The sequence below is a fragment of the Ulvibacter sp. 2305UL32-6 genome (assembly GCF_058148545.1).
Genome location: NZ_JBYVKA010000034.1, coordinates 1 through 1,271 on the forward strand (window position 1 = coordinate 1; position 1,271 = coordinate 1,271).

Annotated in this window: 1 protein-coding gene; it reads right to left on the reverse strand. The window is 31.2% G+C overall.

Annotated features, from left to right (window positions below; all coding sequences use genetic code 11):
- Positions 1-117 precede the first annotated feature (117 nt).
- Positions 118-1,271, reverse strand: a 1,154-nt coding sequence (locus tag ACY2RU_RS17550; protein WP_490139784.1) for a hypothetical protein, incomplete at its 5' end; no start/stop codon positions are given.

Sequence of the window (1,271 nt, forward strand, 5' to 3'; positions counted from 1 at the left end):
TTATGTATAAGATTAGTTGCGTGTTTTAAGCAACTAATTTAGCAAATACAAACCGAATAGAAAATCCGTGAGGATTTTCGTAAGTAGGCTTGCACTAGCAATTAATTTTATACGGTGTTAGGGTGTGTATTTTACATCTTTCGTACCTTTTGATGAAACATTTACACCTTTAAACAAATCAATAAGTTCATTGTTAAATTTCAGAGCTACTAATGATTCTTCTTCTGTGACAGAATTTTTTTTGAAATAGTTTGAGATAATTATCCAAGCAAAACTTTGTGCCTCTATTGTTTCTTGTCTTTGCATATGAAAGGATAATTCACCAAAGCTGTGAGCTGAGTTGTTTCTTAACTGAAATAGGTCATAGTAATAATCTAAAAATGATTGACCTGTCAGTTTAAATTCCTCATCAGGATTTATTAATATATTCCTCGACCACCTTTCTTTAATTCGATTAAGTTTTGTTGTCGAATCTCTTTTTCCTGGCTTTCCTAAAATTGCTTCAACACTTCTAGTCGCTTGGACAATTGCAGCTTCCATTTTTGGAAGAAGATTTACTTTTTCCCATATCTCTGGCTCATGGTCTCTATGTTTTCTTAAATGTTCAGGTGTTAAAGCACATATTTGACAGAATTCATGATTCTGTTTAGCAGCAATGATGTTTTGGCATGCAATAAAAAATTTGTCATCTCTGTTTAAAATTTCTATTAAAACAGCTATATCAGAGAATTCATTAATTCTTCGCATACTTTTCCAATTCAAAGTATGATGTCTATCTTTTAGATAGTGTAAACTTTCTAATTTTTCTTTATGATTGAATCGATAAACCCAATCATAGGCAAATTCATGCCCAGATTCAAGTTCACTAGCCATAGTAAAAGCAATTTCAAGTATTGATATGGCTGTTTTCCATAACTCCTTTTCTTTAACCTCTGGATTTACTTCCACAACAAGAATAGAGTTCTCGTCTGTTTCATATGTCCAACAATAAAATTTCTCATGACCTATTGTAAAGAATTCAAAAAAGTCTCCTTTTGAAAGAACAAAATCATTGCTAATACCTATTCCTTCAATTAGAGCATGATTTAGAACTTCATTTGGCGCATCTACTGGATTTTCTTTATAATAATCGATTTTTGCTTGGTGCTGTTCTTCAAGTAATTTTTGCAGTAAAGACATACTTTTTTCTTTATCACCTTTGATATATTCCTCGGTGAAAATTTTGAGTTTGTCTTCTTTAATACTAGGTTTCTTCATTTTGTTATATGCAC